This is a genomic window from Streptomyces deserti, assembly GCF_054782695.1.
The window spans coordinates 246,953-270,099 of the sequence record NZ_BAAGRZ010000001.1 but is presented as its reverse complement, the minus strand read 5'-3'; the positions used below and the strand labels follow the sequence as shown (position 1 = coordinate 270,099).

Annotated in this window: 19 protein-coding genes; 11 read left to right on the top strand and 8 right to left on the bottom strand. The window is 72.5% G+C overall.

From position 1 onward, the window contains the following. The first annotated feature begins 15 nt into the window (after nucleotides 1-15). The 4 genes from ACYVMZ_RS01230 to ACYVMZ_RS01215 all read left to right on the top strand — a co-directional run bounded on the left by ACYVMZ_RS01230 (nucleotide 16) and on the right by ACYVMZ_RS01215 (nucleotide 3,456). The gene (locus tag ACYVMZ_RS01230) at nucleotides 16-381 is read left to right on the top strand and encodes an Rv2175c family DNA-binding protein (RefSeq protein ID WP_461074472.1); all 366 of its coding nucleotides are present in this window, start codon (nucleotides 16-18) and stop codon (nucleotides 379-381) included. Between the two features lie 361 nt (nucleotides 382-742). Continuing rightward, on the top strand, nucleotides 743-1,408 hold the full coding sequence (gene thiE / locus ACYVMZ_RS01225) for a thiamine phosphate synthase (protein ID WP_461074470.1): 666 nt from the start codon (nucleotides 743-745) through the stop codon (nucleotides 1,406-1,408). Between the two features lie 132 nt (nucleotides 1,409-1,540). Further along, complete coding sequence (gene metF, locus ACYVMZ_RS01220; protein ID WP_461074468.1) at nucleotides 1,541-2,464, top strand: methylenetetrahydrofolate reductase [NAD(P)H]; 924 nt, start codon at nucleotides 1,541-1,543, stop codon at nucleotides 2,462-2,464. A 56-nt stretch (nucleotides 2,465-2,520) separates the two neighbouring features. Beyond that, nucleotides 2,521-3,456 (top strand): SCO2102 family sporulation regulator, encoded by a 936-nt coding sequence (locus ACYVMZ_RS01215; RefSeq protein ID WP_461074466.1) that lies wholly within the window; start codon nucleotides 2,521-2,523, stop codon nucleotides 3,454-3,456. A gap of 20 nt (nucleotides 3,457-3,476) precedes the next feature. Here the strand turns inward: ACYVMZ_RS01215 and ACYVMZ_RS01210 are convergent, their stop codons facing one another. The 4 genes from ACYVMZ_RS01210 to ACYVMZ_RS01195 all read right to left on the bottom strand — a co-directional run bounded on the left by ACYVMZ_RS01210 (nucleotide 3,477) and on the right by ACYVMZ_RS01195 (nucleotide 9,010). Next, nucleotides 3,477-4,970 carry a phytoene desaturase family protein gene (locus tag ACYVMZ_RS01210; RefSeq protein ID WP_461074464.1) on the bottom strand — a complete coding sequence of 498 codons (1,494 nt, stop codon included), beginning with the start codon at nucleotides 4,968-4,970 and terminating at the stop codon, nucleotides 3,477-3,479. Between the two features lie 536 nt (nucleotides 4,971-5,506). Next, the gene (locus ACYVMZ_RS01205) at nucleotides 5,507-6,136 is read right to left on the bottom strand and encodes a TetR/AcrR family transcriptional regulator (RefSeq protein ID WP_461074462.1); all 630 of its coding nucleotides are present in this window, start codon (nucleotides 6,134-6,136) and stop codon (nucleotides 5,507-5,509) included. A 44-nt stretch (nucleotides 6,137-6,180) separates the two neighbouring features. Then, complete coding sequence (locus ACYVMZ_RS01200) at nucleotides 6,181-8,265, bottom strand: YhgE/Pip family protein (RefSeq protein ID WP_461074460.1); 2,085 nt, start codon at nucleotides 8,263-8,265, stop codon at nucleotides 6,181-6,183. Continuing rightward, nucleotides 8,237-9,010: an ATP-binding cassette domain-containing protein gene (locus ACYVMZ_RS01195; RefSeq protein ID WP_461074458.1), complete on the bottom strand. Its 774-nt coding sequence runs from the start codon at nucleotides 9,008-9,010 to the stop codon at nucleotides 8,237-8,239. Before ACYVMZ_RS01195 ends, ACYVMZ_RS01200 begins: the two co-directional genes overlap by 29 nt. 187 nt (nucleotides 9,011-9,197) lie before the next feature. Here ACYVMZ_RS01195 and ACYVMZ_RS01190 point away from each other — a divergent pair, with 187 nt between their 5' ends. From ACYVMZ_RS01190 to ACYVMZ_RS01180, 3 genes are all read left to right on the top strand, one after another. Then, nucleotides 9,198-9,761, top strand: coding sequence for an SAV_6107 family HEPN domain-containing protein (locus ACYVMZ_RS01190; RefSeq protein WP_461074456.1), 564 nt, complete (start codon nucleotides 9,198-9,200; stop codon nucleotides 9,759-9,761). Between the two features lie 418 nt (nucleotides 9,762-10,179). Beyond that, nucleotides 10,180-10,950, top strand: a complete 771-nt coding sequence (locus ACYVMZ_RS01185; protein WP_461074454.1) for a methyltransferase — start codon at nucleotides 10,180-10,182, stop codon at nucleotides 10,948-10,950. A 277-nt stretch (nucleotides 10,951-11,227) separates the two neighbouring features. Next, on the top strand, nucleotides 11,228-11,626 hold the full coding sequence (locus ACYVMZ_RS01180; protein WP_461074452.1) for a DUF3040 domain-containing protein: 399 nt from the start codon (nucleotides 11,228-11,230) through the stop codon (nucleotides 11,624-11,626). Nucleotides 11,627-11,958: 332 nt separating this feature from the next. Here ACYVMZ_RS01180 and ACYVMZ_RS01175 read toward each other — a convergent pair whose 3' ends face one another. From ACYVMZ_RS01175 to ACYVMZ_RS01160, 4 genes are all read right to left on the bottom strand, one after another. Beyond that, on the bottom strand, nucleotides 11,959-14,355 hold the full coding sequence (locus tag ACYVMZ_RS01175; RefSeq protein ID WP_461074450.1) for a transglutaminase TgpA family protein: 2,397 nt from the start codon (nucleotides 14,353-14,355) through the stop codon (nucleotides 11,959-11,961). After that, a complete protein-coding gene (locus ACYVMZ_RS01170) occupies nucleotides 14,355-15,725 on the bottom strand; it encodes a DUF58 domain-containing protein (protein WP_461074448.1) in 1,371 nt (456 codons plus the stop codon). Before ACYVMZ_RS01170 ends, ACYVMZ_RS01175 begins: the two co-directional genes overlap by 1 nt. After that, nucleotides 15,725-16,762 (bottom strand): AAA family ATPase, encoded by a 1,038-nt coding sequence (locus ACYVMZ_RS01165; RefSeq protein WP_461076273.1) that lies wholly within the window; start codon nucleotides 16,760-16,762, stop codon nucleotides 15,725-15,727. The genes ACYVMZ_RS01170 and ACYVMZ_RS01165 overlap by 1 nt, the downstream gene beginning before the upstream one ends. Before the next feature lie 252 nt (nucleotides 16,763-17,014). Continuing rightward, nucleotides 17,015-17,560 (bottom strand): beta-class carbonic anhydrase, encoded by a 546-nt coding sequence (locus tag ACYVMZ_RS01160; RefSeq protein ID WP_461074446.1) that lies wholly within the window; start codon nucleotides 17,558-17,560, stop codon nucleotides 17,015-17,017. A gap of 387 nt (nucleotides 17,561-17,947) precedes the next feature. Between ACYVMZ_RS01160 and rsmH the strand changes: the two genes are divergently transcribed. From rsmH to ACYVMZ_RS01140, 4 genes are all read left to right on the top strand, one after another. Continuing rightward, nucleotides 17,948-18,904, top strand: a complete 957-nt coding sequence (gene rsmH, locus ACYVMZ_RS01155; RefSeq protein WP_461074444.1) for a 16S rRNA (cytosine(1402)-N(4))-methyltransferase RsmH — start codon at nucleotides 17,948-17,950, stop codon at nucleotides 18,902-18,904. A gap of 21 nt (nucleotides 18,905-18,925) precedes the next feature. Further along, nucleotides 18,926-19,441 carry a hypothetical protein gene (locus ACYVMZ_RS01150; RefSeq protein WP_461074442.1) on the top strand — a complete coding sequence of 172 codons (516 nt, stop codon included), beginning with the start codon at nucleotides 18,926-18,928 and terminating at the stop codon, nucleotides 19,439-19,441. A 5-nt stretch (nucleotides 19,442-19,446) separates the two neighbouring features. Next, nucleotides 19,447-21,408, top strand: a complete 1,962-nt coding sequence (locus ACYVMZ_RS01145; protein ID WP_461074440.1) for a peptidoglycan D,D-transpeptidase FtsI family protein — start codon at nucleotides 19,447-19,449, stop codon at nucleotides 21,406-21,408. Between the two features lie 216 nt (nucleotides 21,409-21,624). Continuing rightward, nucleotides 21,625-23,145 carry a UDP-N-acetylmuramoyl-L-alanyl-D-glutamate--2,6-diaminopimelate ligase gene (locus tag ACYVMZ_RS01140; RefSeq protein ID WP_461074438.1) on the top strand — a complete coding sequence of 507 codons (1,521 nt, stop codon included), beginning with the start codon at nucleotides 21,625-21,627 and terminating at the stop codon, nucleotides 23,143-23,145. Nucleotides 23,146-23,147 lie beyond the last annotated feature (2 nt).

Here is a 23,147-nt window from a genome sequence, read left to right as displayed (position 1 = left end):
GGCAGGCTAGTTTCCGTGACCGAGATTGACGCAAAGATCGATGCTCTCGTCCCCGCCTGGCTCACCCTCCCCGACATCGCCGAAAAGCTCGGCGTCGAGGTGACGCGTGTGCGGCAGCTGGTCAAGGACGGCCAGCTCATCGCCGTACGCCGCGGTGAGAACCGCGCGCTGCACGTCCCCGCGGCCTTCATCGACGGGGACAAGGTCGTCAAGGGCCTGTCCGGAACCCTGACGCTCCTGCGGGACGACGGCTTCACGGTCGAAGAGATGCTGGAGTGGCTCTTCACCCCCGACCCGACCCTGCCCGGCACCCCCGCGCAGGCACTCAGCGAGAATCGCGGCACGGAGGTGAAGCGCCGCGCCCAGGCGCTCGCCGTCTGAACCAGACCCGACCGAACAACCGTCCGGCGTTGTGTGAGCAGGGCCGGACCTGAACAAACCGCCCGGTGTACGGGCCGCGGTCCATCGGGGTCACGGCCCCGGTGGACCACGGCCGCCGGCCGTCGGCTCCACCCGGGCCCGTGCGCCGGTGGCCTCGGGCCCTGCCGCGGCCCGTACGCCACCGTCAACGGCCCTGGTGGGCCCTGCCCACGTCACCGCCGACGGGGCCCTGGTGGGTCCTGCCTACGTCACGACGTACGGGCCTCGCCAGGCCGGTACGCCACCACAACGGCCCTTCCGGGGCCTGCCTCGCCAGGCCCGCCAAGGCCCGTACACCACGACAACCACGGGGGACACCCGCATGCCCGACACCGCCGACACCGTCTCCTCCGCACGCGCCCGGCTCGCCGACGCCCGTGTGTACCTCTGCACCGACGCGCGCAGGCGCCAGGGCGACCTCGCGGAGTTCCTGGACGCGGTCCTGGCGGGCGGGGTCGACATCGTGCAGCTGCGTGACAAGGGCATGGAGGCCGCCGAGGAGCTGGAGCACCTGCGCGTCTTCGCCGACGCCTGCGCCCGCCACGGCAAGCTCCTGGCGGTCAACGACCGCGCGGACGTCGCCCACGCCGCCGGTTCCGACGTCCTCCACCTCGGCCAGGGCGACCTCCCGGTCCCCGCGGCCCGCGCGATCCTCGGCGACGAGGTCCTGATCGGCCGCTCCACGCACGCCGAGTCCGAGGCCGCCGCGGCCGCCGCCCAGGACGGCGTGGACTACTTCTGCACGGGCCCCTGCTGGCCCACCCCCACCAAGCCGGGCCGCCACGCCCCCGGCCTCGACCTGGTCCGGTACACCGCCGGCCTCAGCACCGACCGACCCTGGTTCGCCATCGGCGGCATCGACCTGGGCAACCTCGACGAGGTCCTGGAAGCGGGCGCCCGCCGGGTCGTCGTCGTACGGGCGATCACGGAGGCGGACGACCCGGGCGCCGCGGCGGCGGAGTTCGCCAAGCGGCTGCGGCAGGCGTAGGTAACGGCTGCGGCAGGCGCAGGAGCGCCGGTTTGGCTCGGGTTTGTCCAAGGGGTGGACAACAGGGCGACAAAACGGGCAATTCTCCGTCGCCTGGTTGGGGGACCGCCGCCCCCTGACTAACCTGCCCGTATGGCCCTCGGAACCGCATCCACCAGGACTGATCGCGCACGCACCGTGCGTGACATGCTCGCCACCGGCAAGACGACGTACTCGTTCGAGTTCTGGGCTCCCAAGACGGAGAAGGGCGAGCGGAACCTGTGGAACGCGCTCCGCAGGGTCGAGGCCGTCGGCCCCGACTTCGTCTCCGTGACGTACGGCGCGGGCGGCTCCACCCGCGCGGGCACGGTGAAGGCCACCGAGCAGATCGCCGCCGACACCACCCTCACCCCGGTCGCGCACCTCACCGCGGTCGACCACTCCGTCGCCGAGCTGCGCAACATCATCGGCCAGTACGCCGATGCCGGGATCCGTAACATCCTCGCCGTGCGCGGCGACCCGCCCGGCGACCCGATGGGCGAGTGGATCCCGCATCCGCAGGGCCTGACCTACGCCGCCGAACTCGTCCGGCTCATCAGGGAGTCGGGCGACTTCTGCGTCGGTGTCGCGGCCTTCCCGGAGATGCACCCGCGCTCCGCCGACTGGGACACGGACGTCGCGCACTTCGTCGACAAGTGCCGGGCCGGCGCCGACTACGCGATCACGCAGATGTTCTTCCACCCGGAGTCCTATCTGCGCCTGCGTGACCGAGTCGACGCGGCCGGCTGCGAGACCCCGGTGATCCCCGAAGTGATGCCGGTGACCAGTGTGAAGATGCTGGAACGGTTGCCGAAGCTCAGTAACGCCTCGTTCCCGGACGTCCTGAAAGAGCGGATCCTCACAGCGAAGGACGATCCGGCGGCGGTACGCTCCATTGGCATCGAGTTCGCCACGGAGTTCTGTGCGCGGCTGCTGGCCGAGGGAGTGCCCGGGCTGCACTTCATCACGCTCAACAACTCGACGGCGACGCTGGAAATCTACGAGAACCTGGGCCTGCACCACCCGCCGCAGGCCTAGACCGGCCGCACCGGTGTACGACACACTGCGTAGCGGCCACTGGGAGAGGGGCGTACATGGGCTGGACGGTCCTCTACATCGCGTTCGGCATCGTCGCGCTGTGGCTGCTGGGCGAGGTGCTGCTGCAGTACAAGGCACGTCTGCGCTGGCGGCTGCTCGCCTTCGTCGGCTTCCTCGGTGTCGTGGTCGGTGTACTGATCCCGTCCGTCGTCATCATCGGACTGGGCGCGGCCGCCTTCGCGGTCGGGCAGACCTACGTGACGCTGTCGTTCCGCCGCGGCTTCGCGGCCGGCTGGGCGATGTCCGCCCCGGCCCTGGGCGGCAGCAAGCGCCGCCGCGGCGAACGGGGCCGCCAGGCCCCCACCCTCGAGGTCTCCGGCCTGGAGGCCGCCGAGGTCGGCTACGGCGACGGCGAGCGCACCCCGGGCCGCGACAGCGTGTCGTACGGCCAGGACGACGACTATGACCGCGACGACGTCTTCACGCCCGCCCGCCCCGTCCAGCCGACGGCCGCCGAGACCACCGCCGTGTACGAGCCGCAGCCCGTTCCGGAGGACACCGGCAACTACGGCGTGTACACCGACTCCGGCTACGCCCAGGACCAGCACGCGACGGCCGCCCAGACCGCCGACCAGTCCTACGCCTACGACTACTCCGGCTACGGCCAGCAGGGCTACGGCTACGACGCCACGGGCCAGCAGCAGTACGCCGCCTACTCCGACCCGTACATCGGCACCCAGTCCTACGGCGGCGGCGCGTACGACACCGACTACGGCACCCAGCAGCAGTACGGGCAGCAGGGCTACGGCCAGGACCAGTACGGCACCGGCGGCTACGGCGAGACCCCGCCCGGCGGGTTGTGGGTCCCGCAGCAGCGCAGCACCGACGACCCCCCGTATGGCGGCGACCTTCCGCCGGAGCAGCCGTACCCGTACCAGGGCAACGGGCCGCAGACGCAGGGGAACGGGTTCGACGAGCAGTACCGCTTCTGAGGGCCTGCGGCGGCGGGCCGTTACTGCGAACCCCGGAAGTCCGGCCCCTCCACGATCAGCCCGGCGACCAGGGCGCCCGACATGCCGGCGTGCGGCAGGCCGCCGCCGGGGTGTGCCCAGCCGCCGACGGTGAACAGGCCGTCGACGCGCGTGCTGTTCGACGGGTGCAGCAGCCGTCCGCCGGCCGCGGCCAGCGCGGGTGCCGGGATCGCGCCCCCTTCCGCACCGGTCGCCTCCGCGATGTCGGCCGGGGTGCGGACCTCGTGCCAGAGGAGACGGTCGCGCAGGCCCGGTATCGCACGCTCGGCGACGGTGATCAGGCTCTGGGCGTACCCATCGTCGACCTGTGCCCCCGCGGGCACGGCCGAGGTGAGCGTGACCGCCTCGTGGCCGGAGTCTGGGACCAGCCCCGGATCGTCGGGCCGCAGGACGGTGACGGTCGGGCGCGCGGCCGGGCCCGGCGCCGCGCCGAACAGGGCGTCCAGCTCCGCCTCCCGGTCCTCCGCGTGCACCACCGTCCGGTGCGCCGTGCCCTCGGGACGGCCGCCGCGCAGCGCCAGCAGCACCGTGACACGGCTCGCCGCTCCACGCCGCGGCGGGACCTCGCCCTCGCCCCGCACCGCCGTGCTTCGGGTGAGGCGGTCCAGCGTGCCGGGCGCGACACCGGCGACCACGAAGTCCGCCTCCGCCACCGTCCCGTCGGCGAGCTCCACCCCGGCCACCCGGCCGTCCTTCTCCAGCACTCCGGTGACCTCGGCACCGAAACGGAACTCGACTCTCCGGGCCGTGCACCGCTCGTACACCGCACGCGCCAGCTCCCGCAGGCCGCCGCGCACGTACCAGGTGCCGAAGGCGTGCTCCATGTACGGCAGTACGGCCGCGCTCGCCGGGGTGACCCGCGGATCCAGGCCGTACGCCAGCGCGTGGCTCTCCAGCAGGGCGGCCAGCCGGGGGTCGCGCAGCTCCCAGGCGCCGACCTCGGCGAGCGTGCCGGCCCGGCGGGTGCGCAGCAGCCGCTTGTGGGGGACCGACGGGTAGGGCTCGCGGTCGGCCAGCACCTGCCAGTTGGGCCACAGCGGCTCCTCCAGGAGCGGCCGGCGGGTGCGGTCCCAGGCCTCGCGGGCCCGCACCAGGAAATCGCCCCAGCGCCGGCCCGCCCCCGACCCAAGCGCTTCGTCCAGGGCCGCGACGACGCCCGCGCGGGAGGCGTTGGGCAGCGCGGCCCGCGTACCGTCCGCGAACACGTGCCGTGCCGACGGGTCGACCTGGACCAGCTCGACGCACGCCTCCAGCGGCTCCTTGCCCGTCTTGACGAACAGGTCGCGGTGGACCGCGGGCAGCGGCAGCAGGCCGGGGCCGGTGTCGAACCGGAAGCCGTCCCGCTCCAGGCGGCGCAACGCTCCGCCGTACGTCTCCGTCCGCTCGTACACCGCCACCCGGTGGCCCGCGACGGCCAGCCGGGCGGCGGCCGCCATCGCGCCCATCCCGGCGCCGATCACCGCAATCCGTGCCATGCCTGCGACTTTATCGGCCGCCACTGACACTCCATGTCCGGGCCTGTGACCAGCGGCGTTCCGCCCCTTGAGCGGCACGGCGCGGCCGGGGGAGTACGGGCGCGCAGGCGCTCGTGACCAGGCGGCGGCGCGGATGCCTGGGGGCGCGTGCGCAGGACTGAGTATCCGTACCTAGTGACGGAGATGAGTACGCGCGCGGATGGGCCCCGACCTGCGTGAACGAGAGAGTGGAGACACGGAGAGGGGCACGGCTCCGGTACCGGCGACACGGGGCGCCGGAACGGTCCGGCCCACGATCCGCTCCTTCCGCCGACGGTGTCGGCGGGAGCGAGGCACGGGGGATCCCGGGGGACGACCGAACGGGGGTCCAACGGGGGGACGTACGGGGGATGTACGGGGGAGCAAGGAAGGCGCCGGTCCTACGGTGGCCCGCGGGGGACGCGGCCACCTCGGACCGGCGCCTTCGCCTTTTCGTGTACGGCTGCTTCAGGTAGGCGTGTACGGCCGGCCGGTTCCGGCCTTCGTGTACGGCTGCTTCAGGGGCGGCCGCTCACCCGCCCCTGAAGCAGCCGGGACAGTGCCGCGTGGACGTCGTCCAGGGAGCGTTCCGGCTGGAAGGCCTTCCAGTCCAGCGCGGCCACCAGCACCATGCCGACCAGCGCGGCCGCCGTCAGCGGGATGTCGATCTCCTCGCTGAACTCGCCGTTCTTCACGCCCTCGCGCAGAACGCCCTCGACGACCGCGACGGCCTCCTGACGGACCACCATCAGCGTGGACTGCCAGGCCCGGTTGGTGCGCCACAGCTCGGCGACGTACAGCTGGGTGAAGGCCGGGTAGCGGTCTATGAAGACGAGCCCCGCGCGGATCATCGCGTCCAGCGCGTCGACCTTGCTGCCGCCCTCCTTCTCCGTCCGTTCGGCCGCCTCCTTCAGGGAGGAGGTGAGGAGGCCCACGCCGTGCCGCAACAACTCCTCGAAGAGGACCGATTTGCTGGCGAAGTTGTAGTAGACCGTGCCTTTCGCCACCCCCGCTCGCTCGGCGATCTCGTCCACCGTCGTGGCGGAGAAGCCCTGCTCGGCGATGAGCGTGACGGCCGCCTCGTAGAGCTTCTGCCGGGTGGCCTCGCGACGGGTACTGCCGCCCGACGCGGCACTGCTGCGTTCCATGGCCCTGATTGTCACAGCAACCGTCTCCCCGGATGTCCGCGAGGTCACAGCGTCAGCTCCGGGTGCAGCCGGTCCAGCGTCCACACCTGCCGGCGGCGGGCCGACAGCGCGGTCAGCGCGAGGGCGCCCGCGGTGAACGCCGTCAGCACCACGCACGCGTGCCACACCGGTTCCAGACCGCCGCCCGTGATGAGCCGCCTGAGGGCCTCGACGACGTAGCTCATCGGCAGGAACGGGTGGAGCGCGTTGAAGAAGCCGGGACTGGTCTGCACCGGGTACGTGCCGCCCGCCGACGTCAACTGGAGCATCAGCAGGGCGAGGACGAGGATCCGGCCGGCCGCCCCGAAGCGCGCGTTCAGCCACTGCACGATCGCCGCGAAGCACGCCGTCACCAGGAACAGGAAGCCCACCGTGCCGGCCGCCCGGGCCATTTGCAGACCGACCGCCCAGTGCAGCACCGACATCAGGGCGACCGTCTGCAGCACCCCGATCGTCACCACCGGCAGCCAGCCCGCCAGCGCGATCCGCCACGCGGAGGCGCCCGCGGCGAGCGCGCGCCGGTTCATCGGCGCGATCAGCATGTACGCCACCATCGCACCCACCCACAGGGACAGCGGGATGAAGTACGGAGCGAATCCGGTGCCGTAGTTGGGCGCCTTGTGCAGGTCCCGGGAGACGAGCTGGACGGGGTCCGCCATGACCTCGGTGCGCCGGTCGCGGTCCTGCTTGTCGTAGTCGGGGATCCGCTCCGCCCCGTCGTGCAGCCCGCCGGCGAGCTCGCCGGAGCCGTCGACCAGCTTGTACATGCCGCCATTGAGGTCCTCGGCGCCCGTCTTCAGATCACCGACGCCCTTGTCGAGGTCCACGGCGCCGGTCTTGGCGGTGCCGAGCCCCTTGTGGAGCTTCTCGGCTCCGGCGGCGACCTTGGCGGCCCCGTCGTTCAGCTTGTTGATCTTCTTGACGGCGTCGTCGAGGTCCTCGGACAGGTGCGGCGCGCGGTCGGCGAGCGCCTGGGACTGCTTCTCTAGGGTGGCGAGGTTCTTGTCGAGCTTCTTCACGTCGCCGTCGTGGTCGGCGATCAAGGTGTTGAGGTCGTCGGCGATGAGCGCCACGTCGGCCGCGGAGTCCTTGGCCTTCTTCAGGTCGGCGCAGGCCGCGTCCGGCAGGACGGGCTCCTCGCAGCGCCTCCTGTGGATCTCGTCGAGCGCGTCGGACGCCGCATGTGCCCCCTTGGCGGCCGTGGGCGCCCGCTTCACCAGGGTGTCGAGGTTGTCGCGGATCGCCCCGGACGCGTCGGCGACGAGCTGGGCCGTGTCCCCGATGGTCTTCTCGTTGTCCTTCAGGAACGGGCCCACCTTGGCGTCGATCCCGTTGACCTTGTCGGCGAGCGCCTGCGTGCCCTCCGCGACCCGCTGGGAGCCATCCTCCAGGTCACCCGCGCCCTTGTGGAGCCTCTTCAGGCCCTTGGACAGGTCACCGCTGCCGTCCTTGGCGTCCTTCAGCCCGTCGGCGAGGTCCTGGGAGCCCTTCTCCGCCTTCCCGATGCCGCCCTTGAGATTGTCGGCGCCCTTCGCCGCCTTCACGGTCTCACCGTGGATGTCGGAGAAGGAGACGAAGATCTTGTCCAGGAAGGACCGCGACGTCTTCTTGGAAGCGGCCTGGCGCACCTCACTGAAGACCGTCCGGGAGATCTGCCCGACGATGTAGTTGTTGGCGTCGTTCGTCCGCACCTGGAGCGCGCCCGTCTCGGGGGAGTCGCCCGAACTGGAGGCGACGCGCCTGCTGAAGTCCGCCGGCATGGTGAGCGACAGGTAGTACGTGCCGTCCTCGACACCCGCGCGGGCCTCGGCGGCGCTCACCTCGCGCCAGTCGAAGGTCCTGCTGTCGCGCAGCCCCTCGGTGATGTCGTCGCCCGCCGAGAGCCGCTTCCCGTCGACGGTCGCCCCCTTGTCGGCGTTCACAAGGGCCACGGGGATGCGGTCCAGTCGCCCGTACGGGTCCCAGAACGACCACAGGTACAGCGCGCCGTACAGCAGGGGCAGCACCAGCAGCGCGACCAGGGCGGCACGCGGCAGCTTGCCCCGGCCGAAGCGGCGGAGCTCAAGAGCGGCCAGTTTCGGCGAGCGCATCGGCCGCCTCCTTCGTTTCGTCGGCTTCGCTGTGGGAGTCCTCGGCCTCGGTGGCGGAGCCCCTACGGGTGGACACGGCCACCGAGGCCTCGGGAGCCTCGCTGCACACCGCCAGGACCGTCGTCCCGGCCTCGGCGATCGACCTCAGCAGGGACCAGGCTTCGGCCCGCTCGGCGGTCGAGAGCTTCAGGTCGGTGTCGTCGACGCCGAGCAGCCGGGGGCGTCCCAGCAGAGCCAGGGCGATGGACAGCCGCAGCGCCTCCAGGCGCTCCAGGTCCCGTACGGCGGTCCGCGCGCCCTTGGGCAGCGCCTCGGGGTCGAGACCGGCGGCGGCCAGCGCGGAGTGGATCCGCAGCCGCTCCTCACTCCTGCGCTCGCCGCGTGGCCGCAGCAGGGCGCGCAGCGAGTCACCGAAACGGCGCTGCAGCAGCGCCCGCTCGCGCAGATGCTCCCCGACGGTGAGGGCCGGGTCGAGGTCGGTGACGCCGGCCACGTGCGCCAGCGCGCTGACGCGGCGTACCGCCGCCATCCGCTTCGGCAGCAGGGCCTCTCCCACGACGGCCGTTCCCTCGGTGGCCTTCATCCGTCCGGTGAGCGCGAGCAGCAGGCACGTACGGCCGGAGCCGGACGGTCCTTCGATCGCGATCAGCGCACCGGGCTCCGCGTCGAGCGAGACCCCGCGGAACGCCCATCCGCGGGATCCCTCGAGCCCGAGGCCCCGGGCCGTGACGGTGATTCCGCCCACGGCTCCCCACCCCCTGAACTTGAACCTGGGACTTTTTGAACTGACTGGTCAGTGCAAAAACTAACCCGAACCTTGGATCGAGGCAAAACCGCAGGTCAGAACGGATTGTCAGTGCCATACCTCACGATGGGCACATACGGCACCTCATAGCAGGGCGTGCCGTCACGCAGACGACAGGAGGTTCGTCATGGCCAGCTACCACGCAGCAGCCGCCCGTCGGCGCCGCGCCACCGGCCCTGCCCCCTCACTGACCGGCCCGGCGAGCGACGTGCACCCCGTGCTGCGCCGAGCCTCGGCCCCGCCCGCCGCCCTCGACCTGCTCGCCCAGGCTCGCGCCGGGCTCGACGAGGCGGCCGGCCTCCAGACGCCGAACGAGCGCTACGCGACGGCCCACCTTGCCGCCCTGCGCACGGCCGCCGCCGTGCTCGCCGCCCGAGGACGGCCGGAGACCTCACCGCGGGCCCGGGCCAAGATCAGGAGCGCTTGGGAAGTGCTCCCCGAGATCGCGCCCGAACTCACCGAGTGGAGCGCGCTGTTCGCCTCGGGCGCCCGGCGTCGCGCCCGGGCCGAGGCGGGCATCCAGGGCGCGGCCAGCAGCCGGGACGCCGACGACCTGATACGGGACGTGGCGATGTTCCTCCGCCTGGTCGAGCGCATGCTGGTCCTCCAGCCGGTCCTCCCGCAGCCCCGCCCGGACACGGACCAGCCCGAGGGACGCGCCCCAGGGCACGACATGCCGGACGCGGGCTGATCGCGGGCGCTGGCTTGGGCTGATCGCGGGCACCGGCTGGACTGACGGTGAGCACCGGCTTGGGCTGGTCGCGGCCACCGGTCTGGGCTGACCGTGAGCACTGGCTCCGGCTCACCGGCGATCACTGGCCGGGCTCACCGGCGAGCACCGGCTCGGGCTCACCGGCGAGCACCGGCTCCGGCTCACCGGCGAGCACCGGCTGGTCGGCAACGTACGGACGGAGACCGACCCGTCACGCCGCCGTGGCGCACCCGCGTGACCAGGCAGGGCGCTGGAGGTGATGCGGTGACCGGGTGCGGCGCCGGAGGCAATAGGGTGGAAGACGCCTGAAGCCTTCCCGCCCGCCGGCCGGGCCGGGGAGGCACCCCGTTCGCTCCGCCCTTGCACGAGGCGGTGCCGCGCCGAGGAGTCAACTGCCGTGTCGGACCCGATGCGCCCCCGCGCCTCTCTCCGTACCGCCGTGGTCTGGGAGGTCCTCCAGGACGCCCTGGACCGCCGGGTCAAGGCCACGGGGCGTCAGGCGCTGGACGTCCTGGACACCGGAGGCGGCAGCGGCAACTTCGCGGTGCCCGTCGCCCGCCTCGGCCACCGGGTCACCGTCGTCGACCCCAGCCCCAACGCGCTCTTCGCGCTGGAGCGCCGCGCCGCCGAAGCCGGTGTCGCCGACCGCGTCCAGGGGGTCCAGGGCGACGCCCACGGCCTGTTCGACGTGGCCGAGCGCGGCGGCTACGACGTGGTGCTGTGCCACGGCGTCTTGGAGTACGTGGACGACCCGGCCGAGGGCGTGCTCAACGCGGTGGCCGCCCTGCGCTCCGAGGGCGTCCTCAGCCTGCTCGCCGCCGGTCTGGGCGGTGCCGTGCTCGCGCGGGCCCTCGCTGGTCACTTCAAGGAGGCCAAGCAGGCGCTCGAGGACCCGAACGGACGATGGGGCTCGGGTGACCCCGTGCCGCGCCGCTTCACCGCCGACCAGCTCACCGCACTGGTCGAGGGCGCGGGTCTGCGGGTCGGCGCCGTGCACGGCGTGCGGGTCTTCGCCGACCTGGTCCCCGGTGTGCTCGTGGACACCGAGCCGGGAGCCCTGGAGGCGCTGCTGAAGCTGGAGGAGGCCGCGGCCGAGCTTCCGGCCTTCCACGCGGTGGCCACGCAGCTTCACGTGCTCGGTGAGACGCCAGGGGCCGACGAGGCCTGAGCGGCCTCCGAGGTACGTCCCTGATCAGCGCCTCGGCTGTGCATGGAGTACGCCACAGGCCCCCCGAACGGGGGCTTGGCGCCGTATGATCGAGGGAGACCGTCCGGCATGACCGGTCGGCCGCTGGGGAATGCAGACCTCAGCGAGCCGGGACGTTCGTGGCGGGTTCCGGTTGGCCAATTGGCGCAGAGGGGCGGGTTTCACGGGGGCGATTCCCTGCCTATCCTGAAGAGACCCCCCAGGGTCGCCCCGGCGACTGCACGATGAGGAGGACTCCGTGCCGCTCTCGGAGCACGAGCAGCGCATGCTCGAGCAGATGGAGCGAGCGCTGTACGCCGAAGATCCCAAGTTCGCGTCGGCGCTTGAGGGAAGCGGGCTGCGTACGTACACCCGGCGGCGGGTCTACCAGGCGGTCGCGGGCTTCCTCGTTGGTATTGCGCTCCTCATGGCCGGTATGGTCGCCCAACAGGTCTGGCTCAGTGTCGTGGGCTTCCTCGTCATGCTGGGCTGCGCGGTTCTCGCCGTGACCGGCTGGCGCAAGGCCCCGAAGCCGGGCGAACAGCCCGCCGGTGCCCCCGGTGCGCCGCACGCTCGCCGTCAGGGCCGGCAGCGGCGCTCCATGATGGACCGCATCGAAGAGCGCTGGCAGCGGCGCCGCGACGAACAGGGTCATTAGCTCCACGCCCCGCGCTCCACGACCTACGCGAAGACGACGTACGTCAGGGGGTGACCACTACCTGGGTGGTCACCCCCTGACGTATGCGCGCAGACAGCGGCAGAACGGCAGACTGCGGATGTGGCCGGGCCGGCCGGTGGGCCGCAGCGCTGTCCGGGTCGAGGACCGGCCAGTGGCCCGGTGAATCCGGTAACCGACCCAAGGCCCGGCGACTCCGAGGACCGACAAACGGCCGGGCGGCGAGGGGGCAGGGACCTGGCCGCCTGTCCCGCCTGTCCCGCCTGTCCCTGCCCCCTCGCCCGCCGGCCCAGGTGCAGCTCGCGCCGTCGGCCTCAGCCCCGCTGCCCCGACGGCCTCAGCCACGCGGGCCGGGCTGCCAGAGCGCGTTCCCGGAGGCCCGACCACCAGGCCGATACCGCCCAGACCACCCGCACGGTGGAGCGGGGAACGAGCACCGCCCGGAGCCGGGTGCTGCGGCCGGCCGTCGCCCGGAGGCCGGCGGTGGTGCGGTGGACGTCGTCCGTCAGGCCCGCCGTCGGGCGGGGATGCGGCGCGTACAGGACCTGCTCCACGGCGTCCGCGACCCGGTGCACCGCGGCCGCCGCCGTCGGGTCGAGATGGCCGAGGCGGACGATGCGGGCGGCCGCCTTGCGCGGGGTCAGTGACTCGTCCGGCGCGATGCCGAAGTCCCACGCGGTGTCGGTCAGCTCCTGCCAGACCGCCAGGGTGTGCACCGCCGCGTCCGCGTCCGTCCGGCCGTGCGCGCCCAGCCGGACGGCCCGCGTCCGCAGCCGCCACAGCATCGGCGACAGCGGCAGCGCCAGGGCCGCGAGACCGCCGAGGACCCATGCCAGGACCGTGTACCACTTCGGGCCGTCGTCGTCCGTCGGCAGGGCCGCCTGCGGGGACTCGCTCGCGCAGCCGCCGTCCAGCTTCTTCTGCTCCGGCGTGCAGCTCTCGCTCGCCGAGGGCGCGGCGGACGGAGCCGCAGACGCCGACTGGGACGGCTGCGCCGGGTTCGGCAGCGCACTGCCGGGCGATTCGGGCACCGTGTACGACGGAATGGAACCGCGGGTCGGGGTCGGCTCGAAGCGGGTCCAGCCCACGCCCTCGAAGTACAGCTCCGGCCAGGCGTGCGCGTCCCGCAGCCCCACCGAGACCGAACCGTCCGCCTGCGGGGCACCGGGCGCGAAGCCCACCGCGACCCGGGCCGGTATGCCCAGGGAGCGGGCCATCGCCGCCATCGCGAAGGAGAAGTGCACGCAGAAGCCCTGCTTGTCCCGCAGGAAGCGGGCGAGCCCCTCCGAACCGCTGCCGACCTGCACCTGGGTGTCGTACTCGAAGCCGCCGGTCACGGCGAAGTAGTCCTGGAGCTTGACCGCCTCGTCGTAGTGGCTCGTCGCGCCCTCGGTGATCCGGCGGGCGGTCCTGGCAACCACCGACGGCAGCGAGTCCGGCAGCTGGGTGTACTCGCGCTCGATGGCCGCGGACGGCTCCGGCGCCGAGGCGAGCTGCTCCGGCGTCGGCTGCACGTCCAGGCTCTTCACCGCGTACGTCAGACCGCGCGTGTTCTGGCCGTGGTCGCCGACCAGCGTCATGCCCACGGGCTCGTAGCGCCAGTTGCCCCTGATGGTCACGCCGCTCGGCGGGTAGGGCATGGGCAGCCAGTCCTGGGCGTACCAGTCGGCCGCCGAGATCGTGGTGTCGAACTCCGTGCGCCTGACGTCCGGGCCGAGACCCATCGGCGTCGGGAACCCGTCCTCGGGCACGGCGGTGATGCGCCGCTTGGACGGCTTCCAGGTCGTGCCGTCGAAGTCGTCCAGGGACACGATCCGCAGGTAGAGGTCCGAGACGTCGTCGTTGTTCCTGGTCCGCAGGGACAGAACCTGGCGGTCCTCGTTCACGTTGAGGCTGTCGCGCAGGGACACCAGCGGGTTGACCGCGGAGATCGTGCCGCCGCCCCCGGTGCCGGAGCCCACGCCCGTCCCGGCGGCGTCCAGCAGGCCGCCGTTCATCGCGGGCAGGCCGAGCGGCACCACGAGGGCGATGCCGAGCGCCACCACGCCGATGCGCCGCCCGGTGCGGACCGGAGCGCTCGCCCCGCTCGGCTCCCCGCCCGAGGCGTGCGGCGCCCCGCCGAAGACCCGGCCCCACTGCGAGAGCCGGTCGCGTCCCTCGGCCAGCAGCAGCATCAGATAGCCGGCCGCCGCGACCAGGAACCACAGCCAGTCCGTGCCGCCGTCGGACAGCCCCGCCGCCACGGAGTACAGGGCGAGCAGCGGCAGCCCGGCCGGGGCCGCGCTGCGGAAGGTCACCGCGAGGATGTCCACCAGCAGCCCGATCACCAGGACCCCGCCGATGAGCATCAGCCGGATGCCCTCGGACGTCAGCGGGGCCGGGATCGCGTACCGCGCGATGTCGTCGGAGCCCTGCTGCAGCAGGTCGGCGAAGTGACGCAGGGCCTCCGGGCCGGGTATCAGCCCGGCGAAGGCCTGCTCACGGGCGAACACCAGCGTCAGCAGCAGCAGCGCGACGACCGCCTGCGCCGCCACCGTCAGCGGCCGTGGCAGCGGCACTCGCCGGGTCGCCGCGCCCACGCCCGACTGCACCGCCAGCAGGAACGCCGCCTGCAGGATCCAGCTGGCCGGTTCGACGAGCGGCAGCAGGGCGCACGCGGCCATCAGCGTGGCCGCCCACGCGGCCAGCGCCAGTCGTGCGCGCCCGCTCATCACGGTGTCCCCCCGTCGATCGTCCCGCCCGCCACGGCCACGCCCGTACGCTCCCGGTCCGCCTGGCGCCACAGCTCGTGCAGGGCGGCGCCCCGCGGCACGCTCAGGGCCGTCCAGCCGGCCTCGCGCAGCATCCGCAGCCGCTCCTCGTGGTTGTCCAACGGGCCGGGCACATCGGTCGGTTCCCGCATCCAGGCGGCGCTGTCGAGCAGGAAGGCGACCGCGCCCGAGCTGCGCTGCCGCATCCTGGCCAGCACCGCGGCCTGCTCCTCGTCCAGGTCGCCGAGGAAGGCCACCAGCAGCCCCTCATTCCCGCCGCGCAGCACGTCGTACGCCCGGGACAGGCCCGCTCCGTCGGAGTGGTCGATCACCGCGAGGGTGTCCATCATCAGCCCGGCCGCGTCCGCCGACTCCTGGCTCGCGCCCGCGAACCCGTCACCGCCCTCGCCGGGCACCGCGTTGCCGGTGTCCGTCAGCAGCCGTACCGAGAAACCCCGCTCCAGCATGTGCACCAGCACGGACGCGGCTGCCGAGACCGCCCACTCGAAGGCCGAGTCCGGGCCCGCGCCCTCGAAGGCGATGCCCCGGGTGTCCAGGAGCACCGTGCAGCGGGCACGCTGCGGCTGTTCCTCGCGGCGCACCATCAGCTCGCCGTAACGGGCCGTGGAGCGCCAGTGCACGCGGCGCAGATCGTCGCCGTAGCGGTACCCGCGCGGGATCACGTCGTCCTCGCCGGCCAGCGCCAGCGAGCGCTGCCGCCCCTCGCCGTACCCTTTCGCCTCACCGCTCAGCCGCACCGGCGGCAGCGGCTCCACGCGCGGGATGACCGTCAGCGTGTCGTACGTCGAGAAGGACCGGGTCAGCTCGCACATCCCGAACGGGTCGGACAGGCGCAGCTGGAGCGGCCCCAGCGGATAGCGGCCGCGCAGGTCGGAGCGCACCCGGTAGGACACCTCGCGGCGGCCGCCCGCCTCGACCCGGTCGAGCACGAAGCGGGGGCGCGGGCCGAGCACGTACGGCACCCGGTCCTGGAGCATCAGCAGGCCCGTGGGCAGCCGTGAGACGTTCTCCATCCGCAGATGGACCCGGGCCTCGCTGCCGGCCGGCACGCGCGCGGGGGAGAGCCGGCGGCTGCCCGCGACCCGGTAGCGCGTGCGGTACAGCACCGTCGTGCACACCAGCGGCAGCACCGCCAGCAGCAGGCCGACCCGCAGCAGATCGCTCTGCCCGAGCACATAGGCGCACACGGCCGCCGCGACACCGGCGGCCAGGAAGGAGCGCCCGCGGGTGGTCAGCCCGGTCAGAGCGGTGCGGATCCCGCTCTTGTCGCCCCGGTCGGTGTCCACCGGTCCCGGGCCCGGGGTGGTCATCAGAGCCTCCGTGGCGGCTGCTGGGGATACGCCGGCGCACTCCCGCCCAGGCCGAGGCCGCTGTGCTGCTGGGGCGCCGCGGGCACCGGGGTGCGCTGCAAAATCTCCTGGACGACCTGCTCGGCGGTGCGGCGGTTGAGCTGTGCCTGGGCGGTGGGCAGCAGGCGGTGGGCGAGGACGGCCACGGCGAGCGCCTGCACGTCGTCCGGCAGCGCGTACTCCCGGCCGCTGAGGGCCGCGGACGCCTTGGCCGCGCGCAGCAGGTGCAGCGTCGCGCGCGGGGAGGCGCCCAGTCTCAGGTCGGGGTGGCTGCGCGTGGCGGCGACCAGGTCCACCGCGTACCGCCGGACCGACTCGGCCACGTGCACACCGCGCACCGCCTCGATCAGCTTCACGATCTCGTGCGCGTGCGCCACCGGCTGGAGGTCCTCCAGCGGTGAGACGCCGCCGTGCACGTCCAGCATCCGCAGCTCGGCCTCCGCGCTGGGATAGCCGACCGAGACGCGGGCCATGAAGCGGTCGCGCTGGGCCTCCGGCAGCGGGTAGGTGCCCTCCATCTCGACCGGGTTCTGCGTCGCCACCACCAGGAAGGGGCTCGGCAGCTCGTAGGTCTTGCCGTCGATGGTGACCTGGCGCTCCTCCATGGACTCCAGCAGCGCGGACTGGGTCTTGGGCGAGGCGCGGTTGATCTCGTCGCCGATCACCACCTGGGCGAAGATCGCGCCAGGCTTGAACTCGAAGTCCTGGCGCTGCTGGTCCCAGATGGACACCCCGGTGATGTCCGACGGCAGCAGGTCGGGCGTGAACTGGATACGCCGCACCGAGCAGTCGATGGACCGTGCCAGCGCCTTGGCGAGCATGGTCTTGCCGACCCCCGGGACGTCCTCGATCAGCAGATGTCCCTCGGCGAGCAGCACGGTCAGCGAGAGCCGTACGACCTCGGGCTTGCCCTCGATCACGCCCTCCACCGACCCCCGCACGCGCTCGACCACGGCGGTCAGATCAGTGAGGCTCGCTCGATCGTCATAGGTCGTCACCCGGCCCTCCTCGGCCCGTTCTTTCTTCGGGCCGACGCTGTCGATGCGCAACCGGCCCACCCCGAATCACGGACACCACGCGCGAAAAGTTCCGCAAGCTCCGCGTGACGCCACTCCCGCATTCTTGCTGCCGTTACCGATTCGTGTCACTCGACTGTGGACAACTGGCGGCGACATGTCCGGTCTTACGGCCTTTCGCCGCGAGAATGACAGGAATCCGACAGCAAGCCGTTTCCGGGGTGGGCGGCTGGCTCAGGCGGGGTCGATCTCCCGCAGCCGGCCGGTCTTCACGTCGAAGACGAAGCCGCGCACGTCATCGGTGTGCGGCAGGAACGGCGAGGTGCGCACGCGCTGCATGGACTGCCGTACGTCCTGGTCGACGTCCCGGAAGCACTCCACCGCCCACGCCGGGCGCTGCCCGATCTCGGCCTCCAGTTCGTTGCGGAAGTCCTCGGTGAGGGTCTCCAGGCCGCAGCCGGTGTGGTGGACGAGGACGACGCTGCGCGTCCCCAGCTTGCGCTGGCTGATCGTCAGCGAGCGGATCACGTCGTCGGTGACCACGCCGCCCGCGTTGCGGATGGTGTGGCAGTCGCCGAGCCGCAGGCCGAGCGCCGCGTGCGGGTCGAGACGCGCGTCCATACAGGCCACGACGGCGACGCGGAGGACGGGGCGGGCGTCCAGTCCCGGGTCGGTGAACGCGGCGGCGTACCGGGCGTTGGCCTCGACGAGCCGGTCGGTCACGGTGCCGCCGCCCGGGGCGGACTCGGAGCCGGTGGGAACCGATGCAGAAGTCGTCATATTCATGACGGTACTGGTCACGCCCGGAACCGGCCTCCTGTGAGAGTGGACAAAAGAACCACATTGAGCCTTGGTGTGAGGTACCCCATAGCGCGGCGGCGAGGGGGGTGGCGACGCGCAGGCCGGTTGATTGACCGGGAGACACCGTGGACTAAAGTGACGCGAAGCGGGAGGCGAGGCTCTCTCAGGAGACTCTCCCCGCTGGACGATTACCCCCGGAGACCTGGGCGACGTTCCGGAGATCTCCCCACGTGCGCGGCGCGTACGTACGGCTCGGCCTCCTCCCGCTCCCGGTCGGCTGACGCTTCCGGCGCCGGCAGGCCTCCCCTTCACGAGAGGGCGGGGACCCGGCGGTGCGTACCGGCGTGCCGGATCTGAGAGGGCCCCTTGAGCCAGAGTCGACACGTCCCGGTGATGCTCCAGCGGTGCCTGGACCTGCTGGCACCCGCCCTGGAGCGGCCGGACGCCGTGGTCGTCGACTGCACGCTCGGCCTCGGTGGCCACAGCGAGGCGCTGCTGGAGCGGTTCCCCGAGGTCCGTCTCATCGGCCTGGACCGCGACAAGGAGGCCCTGCGCCTGTCCGGCGAGCGGCTCGCCCCGTACGGCGAGCGCGCCACCCTGGTGCACGCCGTCTACGACGAGCTGCCCGAGGTGCTGGACAGGCTCGGCGTCGGGCGCGTGCAGGGCGTCCTGTTCGACCTCGGCGTCTCCTCCATGCAGCTCGACGAGGCCGACCGCGGCTTCGCCTACGCCCAGGACGCCCCGCTCGACATGCGCATGGACCAGACGGCCGGCATCAGCGCCGCCGAGGTCCTCAACACCTACCCGCCGGGTGAGCTCGTGCGGATCCTGCGCGCGTACGGCGAGGAGAAGCAGGCCAAGCGGATCGTGTCCGCGATCGTGCGCGAGCGCGAGAAGGAGCCGTTCACCACCAGCGCGCGCCTGGTGGAGGTGATCCGCGACGCGCTGCCGCAGGCCGCCAAGCGCACCGGAGGCAATCCGGCCAAGCGCACCTTCCAGGCCCTGCGCATCGAGGTCAACGGCGAACTGGCCGTCCTGGAGCGGGCCGTCCCGGCCGCGGTGAAGGCGCTCGACGTGGACGGGCGGATCGCCGTGCTGTCGTACCACTCCCTGGAGGACCGGCTGGTCAAGCAGGTCTTCGCGGCGGGCGCCGCCAGCACCGCGCCGCCCGGGCTGCCCGTCGTCCCCGAGCGCTACCAGCCCCGGCTCAAGCTGCTCACGCGCGGTGCCGAACTTCCCACCGAGGAGGAGATCGCCGAGAACCGGCGGGCCGCCCCGGCCCGGCTGCGCGGCGCCCAGCGCATCAGGGAGGACGTCGAGTGAGGCCCGCGAAGGGGAGCGTGAGTGAGTAGCAAACCCGAACTGAGGGGGAGGGCGGCCCGTCTCGCGCAGCTCTTCCCGACGGCCTCCGGACAGGCGGCCCGCACCCCGTTCGTGCTCCTCGTCGTGCTCCTCCTCGGCGGCGGCCTCATCGGGCTGCTGGTGCTGAACTCGGCCCTCAGCGAAGGCGCCTTCAAGCTCGACGACCTCCAGCGCGAGACGAAGAACCTCACCGACGAGGAACAGGCCCTCCAGCGGGACATCGACGCCTACTCCGCCCCCGAGGCCCTCCAGCGCCGCGCCCGCGAGCTCGGCATGGTGCCCGGCGGCGGCCCCGCGTTCCTGGGCCCCGACGGCACGGTCAAGGGCGTTCCCGGCCCGGCCTCCGCCCGGCAGGCCGCCGCGCACGACCCCCTGGTCCTCGCGCCCGAGGCGATGATCACCGCCACGCTCCCGCCTCCCACGCCGACCCCGACGCCGACGGCTCCCGCAGCCACCCCCACCCCCGCCACGACCCCGACCTCGACCCCCGGCAGGTGACGGAAGTGTCCGACAGGGAACCGCCGCGCCGCCGTGTGCCCGGCCCCGCCAGGCCCGCCCGCCCCCACGGCGGGTGCCGCCCCGGCCCCGGCGCCCGCACCGGCCGCCGGCCCGCCCCGCCCCGCCCGGCGGCCCCACGCGTCATCAAGCTGGGCAGCCCCCGCCCCCGGCTGCGCCTGGTCGGCCTCGCGCTGACCCTGGTCCTGATCGCCTTCGTCGTACGGCTGTTCCAGGTGCAGGCCGTCGACGCGAGCACGTACGCCGCCAAGGCCGAGAAGAACCGGTACGTCGGCCAGGTCCTGGCCGCCGAACGCGGCGAGATCACCGACCGCAACGGCATCGCCCTCGCGAGCAGCGAGGACGCCTACGACATCACCGCCGACCCCACGATGTTCACGCCCGACGAGCTGAAGATCGGGGACGGGCCCGAGCAGGCGGCCGCGCTGCTCGCGCCGATCCTCGGCCAGGAACAGGAGACGCTCGTCCATAAGCTGCGTCCCGAGAACAAGAACCTGCGCTACGTCAAGCTCGCCGGCCGCCAGACCCCGCAGGTCTGGAAGCAGATCAAGGACCTGAAGAGCGCGCTCGCCACCAAGGCCGAGAAGGACAAGTCCGCCGCCAACGTCCTCTCGGGCGTCTTCGCCGTCCCCACCAGCAAGCGCGTGTACCCCAACGGCGACCTCGCCGCCGGGATACTGGGCTGGGTCAACGGCGAGGACAAGGCCGGCGGCGGCATCGAGCTGCAGCTGAACAAGCAGCTGGCCGGCGAGGACGGCAAGATCCGCTACGCCCAGTCCGGCGGCCGTCTCGTCCCGACGGCGGGCGGCTCCACCGAGACGCCCGCCGTGCCCGGCAGCGACGTCGAACTCACCATCGACCGCGACATCCAGTGGGCCGCGCAGAACGCCATCTCCGAGCAGGTCGAGGAGTCCGACGCGGACCGCGGCTACGTCATCGTCCAGGACACCCGCACCGGCCAGATCCTCGCCATGGCCAACGCGCCCGGCTTCGACCCCAACGACCTGTCCGACGCCGGCCCCGAGGCGCTCGGCAACGCCGCCGTCCAGGACGCCTACGAGCCCGGCTCCACCGCCAAGGTCATGTCGATGGCGGCCGTCCTCGAGGAGAACGTCGCTACGCCGATGACCCACGTCGTCGTACCCAACCGGCTGCACCGCGGCGACCGGCTCTTCAAGGACGACATCGACCACCCGACCTGGTACCTCACGCTCAACGGCGTGCTCGCCAAGTCCAGCAACATCGGCACCATCCTGGCCACCGGCCAGCTCGGCAGGACCCAGTCCCAGGCCAACAAGGTCCTGTACGACTACCTCCGCAGGTTCGGCCTCGGCAGCTACACCGGACTCGGCTTCCCCGGCGAGACCAAGGGCATCCTCGCCCCGCCCGACCAGTGGTCCACCTCGCAGCAGTACACGATTCCTTTCGGCCAAGGCGTGTCGATCAACGCGATGCAGGCGGCGTCCGTCTACTCGACCATCGCCAACGGCGGCGTACGCGTCGAACCCACGCTGGTACGCGGCACGAAGGGACCCGACGGGCAGTTCACCCCCGCCCCGAAACCCAAGAAGACCAGGGTGATCAGCGAGAAGACGGCGAAGACCCTCGCCCGGATGCTGGAGTCGGTCGTGGACGACGAGGAGGGCACCGGCACCAAGGCGCGCATCCCCGGCTACCGCGTGGCGGGCAAGACGGGTACGGCCAACCGCGTGGATCCGGCCACCGGCAAGTACCGCGGCTACACCTCGTCGTTCGCCGGGTTCGCGCCCGCCGACAACCCCCGCGTCACGGTCTACTGCGCCATCCAGAACGCCACCAAGGGCAGCTACTTCGGAGGCCAGATCTGCGGACCCATCTACAAGAGGGTCATGGAGTTCGCCCTGAAGACCCTCCAGGTCCCGCCGACCGGCGCCAAGCCCGCGAAGCTGCCCGTCACCTTCAAGCCCTGACCCGTCCCGTACAAGCCCCGACCCGCCCTCTTCCAAGCCCCTGATCAGCCCGAGCAGCACCGAGCAACCAGGACCCTCCCCGTGACAACGATCACCCCCGATCCCGGGAACCAGAGCGACCCCCGCCCCTCGCTTCGCTCCCAGGCGGGTGCGCCCGGTACGCTCACCGCCGTGCCACACGCTGATCAGTCCCAAACCACCCAGAAGGGCCACCCCGTGACATATCCCGGGCCGCCCCGGCCGGTGCAGGTCTCCGCCACACCCCTCGCGGAACTCGCCGGCCAGCTGGGTGCCACCGCGCCGGAGAGCACCGCCGAGGTCACGGGCATCACCCACGACTCACGCGCCGTCCGCCCCGGCGACCTGTACGCCGCCCTGCCCGGCGCCCGCGCGCACGGCGCCGACTTCGTCACCCAGGCCGCCGGCCTCGGCGCGTCAGCCGTGCTGACCGACCCGGCCGGCGCCGAACGCGCCGCCGCGACCGGACTGCCGGTCCTGGTCGTCGACGACCCGCGCGGGCGGATGGGCGAGCTGGCGGCCACGATCTACGGCCACCCGGGCCGCGACCTGCTCCAGATCGGCATCACCGGCACCTCCGGCAAGACCACCACCGCCTACCTCGTCGAGGGCGGCCTGAAGACCGTCAAGTCGACCGGTCTGATCGGCACGGTCGAGATACGCATCGGCGACGAACGGATCAAGTCCGAGCGCACCACCCCCGAGGCCACCGACCTGCAGGCCCTGTTCGCCGTCATGCGCGAACGCGGCGTCGAGGCGGTCGCCATGGAGGTCTCCAGCCATGCCCTCGTCCTCGGCCGTGTGGACGGCTGTGTCTTCGACATCGGCGTGTTCACCAACCTCAGCCCGGAACACATGGAGTTCCACTCCGACATGGAGGACTACTTCCGGGCCAAGGCACAGCTGTTCACGCCGAAACGCAGCAGACTCGGCGTGGTCAACGTCGACGACGAGTACGGCCGCCGCCTCGCCAAGGAGGCCGGCGTCCCGGTCGTCACCTACTCCGCCGAGGGCCACCCCGACGCCGACTGGCGCGCCGAGGACGTCGAGGTCGGCCAGCTGGACTCGACGTTCACGGTCATCGGCCCCAAGGACGAGCGGATCGCCGCCAAGTCGCCGTTGCCGGGGCCCTTCAACGTGGCGAACACCCTCGCCGCGATCGTCGCCCTGGCCGCCGCCGGCCTCGACCCGCAGGCCGCCGCCGACGGCGTGGCCGCCGTACCGGGCGTGCCGGGCCGCCTGGAGCGCGTGGACGCCGGACAGCCCTACCTCGCGGTCGTCGACTACGCCCACAAGACGGACGCGGTGGAATCGGTCCTCAAAGCGCTCCGCAAGGTCACCGAGGGCAGGCTGCACGTCGTGCTCGGCTGCGGCGGCGACCGGGACAAGAGCAAGCGGGCGCCGATGGGCGCCGCCGTGGCCCGGCTCGCCGACACCGCCGTACTGACCTCCGACAACCCCCGCTCCGAGGACCCCCTCGCGATCCTCGCCACCATGCTGCAGGGCGCGGCCTCCGTGCCCGCGCACCAGCGCGGCGAGGTGCAGGTCTTCGAGGACCGGGCCGCCGCCATCGCCGCCGCCGTCGCCCGCGCACAGCCCGGCGACACGGTGCTGGTCGCGGGCAAGGGCCACGAGCAGGGCCAGGACATCGCCGGGGTGGTCCGTCCCTTCGACGACCGCCAGGTGCTTCGCGAAGCAATCCAGAAGACCCAGGGATGAAA

Bases quoted from the DNA above. Each gene is read 5' to 3' on its own strand.
- ACYVMZ_RS01160 (WP_461074446.1), bottom strand. From the start codon at position 17,560: ATGACGACTTCTGCATCGGTTCCCACCGGCTCCGAGTCCGCCCCGGGC.
- ACYVMZ_RS01215 (WP_461074466.1), top strand. From the start codon at position 2,521: ATGGGCTGGACGGTCCTCTACATCGCGTTCGGCATCGTCGCGCTGTGG.
- ACYVMZ_RS01210 (WP_461074464.1), bottom strand. From the start codon at position 4,970: ATGGCACGGATTGCGGTGATCGGCGCCGGGATGGGCGCGATGGCGGCC.
- thiE (WP_461074470.1), top strand. From the start codon at position 743: ATGCCCGACACCGCCGACACCGTCTCCTCCGCACGCGCCCGGCTCGCC.
- ACYVMZ_RS01175 (WP_461074450.1), bottom strand. From the start codon at position 14,355: ATGAGCGGGCGCGCACGACTGGCGCTGGCCGCGTGGGCGGCCACGCTG.
- metF (WP_461074468.1), top strand. From the start codon at position 1,541: ATGGCCCTCGGAACCGCATCCACCAGGACTGATCGCGCACGCACCGTG.
- ACYVMZ_RS01190 (WP_461074456.1), top strand. From the start codon at position 9,198: ATGGCCAGCTACCACGCAGCAGCCGCCCGTCGGCGCCGCGCCACCGGC.
- ACYVMZ_RS01200 (WP_461074460.1), bottom strand. From the start codon at position 8,265: ATGCGCTCGCCGAAACTGGCCGCTCTTGAGCTCCGCCGCTTCGGCCGG.
- ACYVMZ_RS01205 (WP_461074462.1), bottom strand. From the start codon at position 6,136: ATGGAACGCAGCAGTGCCGCGTCGGGCGGCAGTACCCGTCGCGAGGCC.
- ACYVMZ_RS01170 (WP_461074448.1), bottom strand. From the start codon at position 15,725: ATGACCACCCCGGGCCCGGGACCGGTGGACACCGACCGGGGCGACAAG.